The organism is Desertihabitans aurantiacus, from assembly GCF_003344635.1.
Classification (GTDB): Bacteria; Actinomycetota; Actinomycetes; order Propionibacteriales; family Propionibacteriaceae; genus Desertihabitans; species Desertihabitans aurantiacus.
Genome location: NZ_QPKK01000193.1, coordinates 1 through 7,537, shown reverse-complemented (window position 1 = coordinate 7,537; position 7,537 = coordinate 1). Strand labels below are relative to the sequence as shown.

9 protein-coding genes are annotated in these 7,537 nt (G+C 72.3%); 1 reads left to right on the top strand and 8 read right to left on the bottom strand.

Annotated features, from left to right (window positions below; genetic code table 11):
• Positions 1-101 precede the first annotated feature (101 nt).
• The 7 genes from DVA66_RS14460 to hpt form a co-directional block, all read right to left on the bottom strand.
• Positions 102-551, bottom strand: coding sequence for a DUF3180 domain-containing protein (locus tag DVA66_RS14460; RefSeq protein WP_157974018.1), 450 nt, complete (start codon positions 549-551; stop codon positions 102-104).
• Positions 552-588: 37 nt separating this feature from the next.
• Positions 589-1,146 carry a 2-amino-4-hydroxy-6-hydroxymethyldihydropteridine diphosphokinase gene (gene folK, locus DVA66_RS14455; protein WP_232821967.1) on the bottom strand — a complete coding sequence of 186 codons (558 nt, stop codon included), beginning with the start codon at positions 1,144-1,146 and terminating at the stop codon, positions 589-591.
• Entirely contained in the window at positions 1,143-1,541 is a 399-nt protein-coding gene (gene folB, locus DVA66_RS14450) for a dihydroneopterin aldolase (protein ID WP_114560717.1), read from the bottom strand. The genes folK and folB overlap by 4 nt, the downstream gene beginning before the upstream one ends.
• A gap of 109 nt (positions 1,542-1,650) precedes the next feature.
• Positions 1,651-2,457 carry a dihydropteroate synthase gene (gene folP, locus DVA66_RS14445; RefSeq protein ID WP_456297812.1) on the bottom strand — a complete coding sequence of 269 codons (807 nt, stop codon included), beginning with the start codon at positions 2,455-2,457 and terminating at the stop codon, positions 1,651-1,653.
• Positions 2,458-2,609: 152 nt separating this feature from the next.
• Positions 2,610-3,245, bottom strand: a complete 636-nt coding sequence (gene folE / locus DVA66_RS14440) for a GTP cyclohydrolase I FolE (protein ID WP_114560719.1) — start codon at positions 3,243-3,245, stop codon at positions 2,610-2,612.
• Between the two features lie 38 nt (positions 3,246-3,283).
• Positions 3,284-5,377 carry an ATP-dependent zinc metalloprotease FtsH gene (ftsH, locus tag DVA66_RS14435; protein ID WP_114560715.1) on the bottom strand — a complete coding sequence of 698 codons (2,094 nt, stop codon included), beginning with the start codon at positions 5,375-5,377 and terminating at the stop codon, positions 3,284-3,286.
• Positions 5,378-5,478: 101 nt separating this feature from the next.
• Positions 5,479-6,030, bottom strand: coding sequence for a hypoxanthine phosphoribosyltransferase (gene hpt / locus DVA66_RS14430; protein ID WP_114560714.1), 552 nt, complete (start codon positions 6,028-6,030; stop codon positions 5,479-5,481).
• Positions 6,031-6,225: 195 nt separating this feature from the next.
• On the opposite strand from hpt, the gene DVA66_RS14425 reads away from it, so the two are divergent.
• A complete protein-coding gene (locus tag DVA66_RS14425) occupies positions 6,226-6,930 on the top strand; it encodes a class I SAM-dependent methyltransferase (RefSeq protein ID WP_232821968.1) in 705 nt (234 codons plus the stop codon).
• 289 nt (positions 6,931-7,219) lie between these two features.
• On the opposite strand, the gene DVA66_RS14420 is transcribed toward DVA66_RS14425, so the two are convergent.
• A partial coding sequence (locus DVA66_RS14420) for a TilS substrate-binding domain-containing protein (protein ID WP_198671779.1) occupies positions 7,220-7,537 on the bottom strand: 318 nt, incomplete at its 5' end.

The following is a 7,537-nucleotide window of genomic DNA, read 5'->3' as shown; positions in this document are numbered from 1 at the left end:
CGATGGACAGGGTGCGTCCCGAGGGTGCGACTGAGGCGCCGTGCTGGCTGGAGGTGCTCACGGCGCCGATGATAGTGGCGGGCGGCGACGGCTCAGGGACGTTAAGGGGTATTTTCGGCATCTTCTGGGTTTTCTTCGTCCCCCGGCACCCGGCAGGCCCGTTCGAGTGCCAGACCGGCCACCGTCAACGCGATCCCCGCCACCACCGACCAGGCCGAGAACACCACCCGTTCCCGGGGTGCCGCGGCGTCCAACCGGGTGATGAAGCTGAGCGCGTAGCCGAGATATCCGCCGGCCACCACCGCACCACCCAGGGCGGCCGCCTTCCCGAGGGCCAGCCAGGCCACCGCGCGCGACGGCTCCACCCGTTCGCGGCGCTTCTGGACGCGGACGTGGACGCTGCGGGCGAGCCAGCCGACGAAGGCCACCAGCACGAACAGGGCGACCGGGGACAGCCACGGCACCATCGGTGGGGTGGCCTCCAGCGCGCGGAACAGCGCCGCCAGCGCGAGGGCACCCAGCACGCCGAGGGCGGCCGCTACCGCGAGCACCCTCGGCGGCGTCGGCCGGACCGGGGGTGGCGCCCCGTCAGTCCTCGAGGGAGAGGTCGTCACGACGCCGGACGCCGGAGGTGTCGAGCTGCTCGAGCAGGTCGCTGATGTTGCCGTGTCCGGCGATCTCGCCGGCGGGCTCGATCTCGGCCCACGGCACCAGCACGAACGCACGCTTGTGGGCCTGCGGGTGCGGCAGGGTCAGGTCGGGGCGCTCGAGCACGGTGTTCCCGACGACCACCAGGTCGACGTCGAGGGTGCGCGGGCCCCACTTCTCGGTACGGACCCGGCCGTAGGCGTCCTCGATCGCCTGGGCGCGCTCCAGCAGCGTGGTCTCGTCCAGGGTCGTCTCGGCCAGGACGACGGCGTTGAGGAAGGGCGGGTTGTCCTCGGGGCCGCCGACGGCGTCGGTCTCGTAGACCGAGGAGACGTCGACGACGATGACGTCGGGGGTGTCGCGCAGCGAGCTGACGGCTCCCTGCAGGTTGCTGAGCGGGTCGCCGAGGTTGGACCCGAGGGCGAAGACCACCTGGCGGATCGGCTTCATCCCGCTCAGGGTGTCGGCGTCGATGGCGTAGGGGTTGGGGGAGGTCACGACTTGCTCCTTGTCACGGTGACCGACACGTCGTCCACCTGGACGGTGACGGGCGCTTTCGGCTTGTGGACGGTGACCTCGACCTGCGTCACCGGCGTGAACGAGAGGCACGTGCGGGCGATCCGCTCGGCCAGTGCCTCGATCAGCGCCACCGGCTCGGCCTCGATGTCGGCCACCACCCGCTCGGCGAGGACACCGTAGTGCACCGTCGCCTCCAGGTCGTCGGTCTGGGCGGCCAGGGGCGAGTCCAGCCAGCAGGTGAGGTCGACGACGAAGTCCTGTCCCTGGGCGCGTTCGAAGTCGAGGACGCCGTGGCGGCCGAAGGCGCGGATGCCCCGGACGGTGACCCGGTCGGGCACGGGCACGCCGAGCCGCAGGTCGGTCGACGACTGCATCTTCCACCTCCTTCGCCGCGGCCGACCCTACCGAAGGCCGCCCAACCGCGCAGTCGAAGGTGACCGACGGAACACGGGCGTCACCGGCGGTGCAGCAGCGTCCCCGGGCTCAGGTCGGGTGCGTCCAGCGGTGGACGACGCGGGCGGCGTCGACATGGTCGCGCACGGAGTGGGTGCGGACGGCCCAGACGCCACGCTCGGCCAGCAGGGTGGTCAGCGCGACGGAGGCGGCGTCACGCTCACGCGGCGGCCGGGGCTCGCCGGTGGGGTCGGCCAGCAGCGGGCCGAGGAAGCGTTTCCGCGAGACGCCGACCAGCACGCGGTGCCCCAGGGCGGTGAGGGCGTCGAGCCCGGTGAGCAGGCGCCAGTTGTGCCCGGCGTCCTTGGCGAAGCCGATCCCGGGGTCGAGCACCAGCCGCTCCGGGGCGACCCCGGCCTCGAGGGCGGCCCGGACGCGGGCGGACAGCTCGGCGACCACGTCGGCCACCACGTCGGTGTACCGGGCGCGCGAGCCCATCTCGGTGGAGTGGGCGCGCCAGTGCATGGCGACGTAGTCGACGTCGAGCCCGGCGACGGCCGGCAGCATCGCGGGGTCGGCCAGCCCGCCGGAGACGTCGTTGACCATCCGCGCGCCCGCCTCGACGCAGGCCCGGGCGACCGAGGCCCGCATGGTGTCCACCGACACCACCACCCCGGCCTCGGCGAGCGCGGTGACCACCGGCAGCACCCGCTGCAGCTCGACCTCCTCCGGCACGCGCTCCGCCCCCGGCCGGGTCGACTCCCCGCCGACGTCGACGAGGGACGCCCCCTCCTCGGCCAGCCGCAGCCCGTGCTCGACCGCCCGCGCCGGGTCGAGGTAGCGCCCGCCGTCGGAGAACGAGTCCGGCGTCACGTTGAGGATCCCGATCACCCGCAAGAGTTCACCAGCCGTCCCCGCGCCCGCACCGGCTGACCCATCCGGGGACGCGCTGGCTCTTCCCCCGCCGTCAGCCGGGCTCGTGGACGGTGACGCCCACGGCGTGCCCGGGACCGCTGTGCGGCCCGGCCACCCGAGCCCGCGCACCGAGGTCATGACCGCGCGATGAGGGACATGGCTTCGGCTCGGGTGGCCGGGTCGCGCAGCTGTCCGCGCACCGCAGAGGTCACCGTCCGCGAGCCCGGCTTCCGGACGCCCCGCATCGTCATGCAGAGGTGCTCGCAGTCGATCACCACGATCACCCCGCGCGGCGACAGGTGCTGGACCAGGGCGTCGGCGATCTGGGTGGTCAGCCGCTCCTGCACCTGGGGGCGCTTGGCGTAGAGGTCGACCAGGCGGGCCAGCTTGCTCAGACCGGTGATGCGGCCGTCCGGACCGGGGATGTAGCCCACGTGGGCGCGTCCGGTGAACGGGACGAGGTGGTGCTCGCAGCAGGACCAGACCTCGATGTCGCTGACCAGCACCATCTCGTCGTGGCTGAGCTCGAAGGTGGTGCTCAGCACCTCGGCGGGGTTGGAGTGCAGCCCGGAGAACATCTCCGCGTAGGCGCGGGCCACCCGGGCGGGGGTGTCGAGCAGGCCGTCGCGGTCGGGGTCCTCGCCGATCCCGATCAGCAGCTCGCGGACCGCGGCCTCGACCCGGGCGTGGTCGAACCCGGGGGCGACCCCCGGCTCGGGCGGGGTCGACTGGGACCGCTCCACCACCCCGTCACCGCTCGACGGCGGCATGGGGACGGACTGCTCCTCGTGCGCGCTCACGCCGGCCCTCAGCGCAGGGGACCCTGCGGACCCCGCGGGCCCTCCGGACCGAGCCCACCCGGAGGCTGCTGCGGCCAGCCGGGCAGACCGCCCGGCTCGCCACCGGGCCGCTCGTCCTCACCGGGGTGGTGCCCCGGGGGCAGCGCGGCGCCGCCGGCCGGGTGCTCCACCTCCGGGTGGGAGCCGTTGGTCTGCGGCGGGCGGACCGGCGGCACGGTCGAGGGGACGCGGGTGTCGGAACCCGTCCACGGGCCGCGCTCGGGCCAGCGCTGCAGGGCGGCGAAGATGCTGTCGACCTCGGCCCGGCCGAGGGTCTCCTTCTCGAACAGCTGGCGGACCAGCTCGTCGAGCACCTCCCGGTTGGTCGACAGGACGTCGAAGGCCTCCTGGTGGGCGTTGTTGATCAGCGCAGCCACCTCGGCGTCGACCACCGCGGCGATCTCCTGGGAGTAGTCGACGCCACCGCCGCCACCCATCTCGCGGCCGAGGAAGGGCTCGTGGTTGCCCGAGCCGAGCTGGATCGCGCCGATCCGCGAGCTCATGCCGTACTGGGTGACCATCGCCCGGGCCACCTTGGTGGCCTTCTCGATGTCGTTGCTGGCGCCGGTGGTCGGGTCGTGGAAGACCAGCTCCTCCGCGGCGCGCCCACCGAGCATGTAGGCCAGCTGGTCGAGCAGCTCGCCGCGGGTGTTGGAGTACTTGTCGGCGTCGGGCATCACCATGGTGTAGCCGAGCGCACGGCCGCGGGGCAGGATCGTCAGCTTCTGCACCGGGTCGGTGCCGGGCATCGCCGCCGCGACCAGGGCGTGGCCGCCCTCGTGGTAGGCGGTGATCAGCCGCTCCCGCTCGTTCATCAGCCGGGTGCGCTTCTGCGGCCCGGCGATGACGCGGTCGATGGCCTCGTCCATGTCGGCGTCGGTGATCGACTGGCGGTTGCTGCGGGCGGTCAGCAGGGCCGCCTCGTTGAGCACGTTGGCCAGGTCGGCACCGGTGAAGCCGGGGGTGCGGCGCGCCACCGAGGACAGGTCGACCGACGGGTCGACAGGCTTGCCCTGGGCGTGCACCCGCAGGATCTGCAGGCGGCCGTTGAGGTCGGGGGCCTCCACCGACACCTGCCGGTCGAACCGGCCAGGGCGCAGCAGCGCCGGGTCGAGGACGTCGGGCCGGTTGGTGGCGGCGATGAGGATGACGCCCCCGCGGACGTCGAACCCGTCCATCTCCACCAGCAGCTGGTTCAGGGTCTGCTCACGCTCGTCGTGGCCGCCGCCCATGCCGGCGCCGCGGTGGCGTCCGACGGCGTCGATCTCGTCGATGAAGACGATCGCCGGCGCGTTCTCCTTGGCCTGCTCGAACAGGTCGCGCACCCGGGAGGCACCGACACCGACGAACATCTCCACGAAGTCGGAGCCGGAGATCGAGAAGAACGGCACCCCGGCCTCGCCGGCCACCGCACGAGCCAGCAGCGTCTTACCGGTGCCGGGCGGGCCGTAGAGCAGGACGCCCTTGGGGATCTTGGCCCCGACCGCCTGGAACTTCGCCGGCTCGGCCAGGAACTCCTTGATCTCCTGCAGCTCCTCGATGGCCTCCTCCACGCCGGCCACGTCGGCGAAGGTCGACTTCGGGGTGTCCTTGTTGGCCACCTTGGCCTTCGACTTGCCGAACTGCATCACCCGGCCGCCGCCGCCCTGCACCGAGTTGATGAGGAAGAAGAACAGCGCGCCGATGATGATGAACGGGATCAGCGTCGTCAGCAGCGTCCCGAAGAAGCTGGGCTGCGGGTTCTCACCGACGTACTCGCGCAGCGTCCCGTCGGCGACCCGCTGGTTCAGCCGGTCGATGATCTGCTGGCTCTGGTTCCCCACCCAGACGGCCTTGACGCGGTTGTCCTCACCGGTGGCCTTCTCGACCAGGATCTGCTGCTCGCCGTCGCGCAGCGTCACGCTGTTCAGCTGCTCGTCGCCGTTGATGAGCGCGACCACCTCGGAGGTCGGGCGGGTCTGGTACGAGTTCGACGAGTCGAAGAAGTCCAGGGCCAGCACCACCACGATCATCGCCAGGATGATCCACAGGAAGGGCCCACGGAGGATGCGTTGGAAGTTCATGACCTGCCTCGTGAAGGGGTGCCCCGGGTCGACGGAGCACACGCACCCTACCCGGCCGAGGGAACCAGCATCTGGGTCCTACCCGCCCGCGCGGGCGACGATCAGCTGTAGACGTGCGGGGCGAGCGTCCCGACGCTGGTGAGGTTGCGGTAGCGCCCGTCGTAGTCGAGGCCGTAGCCGACCACGAACTCGTTGGGGATGTCGAAGCCGACGTACTTGACCTCGACCTGGTTCGACTGGGCCTCCGGCTTGCGGAACATCGTCATGATCTCCAGGCTCGCGGGCTCGCGGGAGCGCAGGTTGGAGACGAGGTAGGACAGCGTCAGACCGGTGTCGATGATGTCCTCCACGACGAGGACGTGCCGGCCGGCGATGTTGGTGTTGAGGTCCTTGAGGATCCGCACCACGCCCGAGGACTGGGTGCCCGAGCCGTAGGAGGAGATGGCCATCCAGTCCATCTCGCAGTGGCTGCGCAGGCCGCGGGACAGGTCGGCCATCACCATCACCGCACCGGTGAGCACGCCCACGAGCAGGATGTCGCGACCGGCGTAGTCCTCGTCGATCTGGGCGGCGAGCTCGGTCAGCCGCTGCTGCACCTGCTCCTCGGTGTAGAGCACCGTCGTCAGGTCGGAGGAGATGTCGGCTGCGTCCACGCGCCCACCCAACCACACGGGGGTGGTGGGCGACGAACTGGTCGCGGCCGGGTCGAACGTCCGGCGTGTGAGGAGCCCGCGAGCGGAACGGCCGAGGCGTTCAGACGCCGCGAACACCCCTCGGTGGTTCCGGCCCTGGCGAGGACGCCGGCCGCGGGACGCCGGAAACCCAGCACCTAGGCTCGTCTCGTGGCCATGGGGGACGCGGGCTATGACGAGGTGGCCGAGGCCTACGACGCCTGGGTCGATCAGCAGCCGGACCGGACCCTGCTCGACCTGATCGGTCCGGTCGCAGGCCTGGAGGTGCTGTCCCTGGCCTGCGGTCAGGGTCGGGACGCGCGGATGGTCGCCCGGGCAGGCGCGACCGTGACCGGCGTGGACACGTCGGCGAAGCTGGTCGATCTGGCCCGTCGCCATGAGGCGGGAGCAGCACTCGGCATCAGGTACCTCCTCGGCGACGCACAGACCCTGGACGAGGTGCCGGATGCGTCCTTCGACGGAGTCGTGTGCCACATGGCCCTGATGGACATCCCCGACCTCGGCGCCACCCTCGGCACCGTACGGCGGGTGCTCCGACCACACGGCTGGTTCGTGTGCTCGATCAACCACCCCTGCTTCAAGCCGCCGAGGGCCGGGGAGCTGCTGGACCACCGCGATGGCTCGGTGCAGCGGGTTGTCGGGCAGTACTTCACCGAGGGCGAGGTGCCCGCACCCCAGCGCTCCCACGACGCGCTGCCACCCACCACCCACCACCGGACCCTGAGCACCTACCTCAACGGCCTGGCGGATGCCGGTCTCAGCCTGGTCGCCGCTGCCGAACCAGCAGGCGCCGCCGACAGACCGGTGTGGCACTCGGTGCCCTGCCTGCTCTACCTCCGCTGCGCCGCAGTCCCTCGGTGACGGCCACCGGCGGTGGCCCGACCGACCGCATCGGCTCCACTCCGGCGGTTCCGTGCGCGTCGGTGCACCGGTGGTCGCCTCGTCACGACCGCGGTCGCCGTAGGGCGCGAGCACGCGGGAGCATCAGTGGCCACCCATGGTCGCGGCGCGAGATCGGGGCCGCGGAGGGTCGGCTGGTCGCAACCGGCAGGACGACCAGGAGACAGGGGCCGGGTCGATCAGTGACTGCCGTGCTTCCAGCACGGTGGTCGACCGGTGGGAACGCCCCACCTCGGGGGACGGGCGAGGCTCAGCAGGGGTGGAGGCGGCCGGCGTCACGGCGGACCGACAGTCCGGGGACGTCGACGGGGCCCTGGCCGTGCCAGTCGGTGAGGAGGGCGTCGACGGCGAGGACGTGCTGGCGGGTCGGCTGGGGCGAGCCGTGGGCGAGGAGCCAGCGGCGGAGCACGCGGTGGCGGACGGCGGGGGCGAGGGCGGCCAGGGCGGTGCAGTCGGGGGTGGTGCCGGGGTCGACCTCGGCGGCGAGCTCGTCGAGGACGTCGGCGTCGGCGCGGAGCAGGTCGGCCGTGCGGCCCAGCGCCTCGGCGACGCCGGGGCCGAGCTCGCG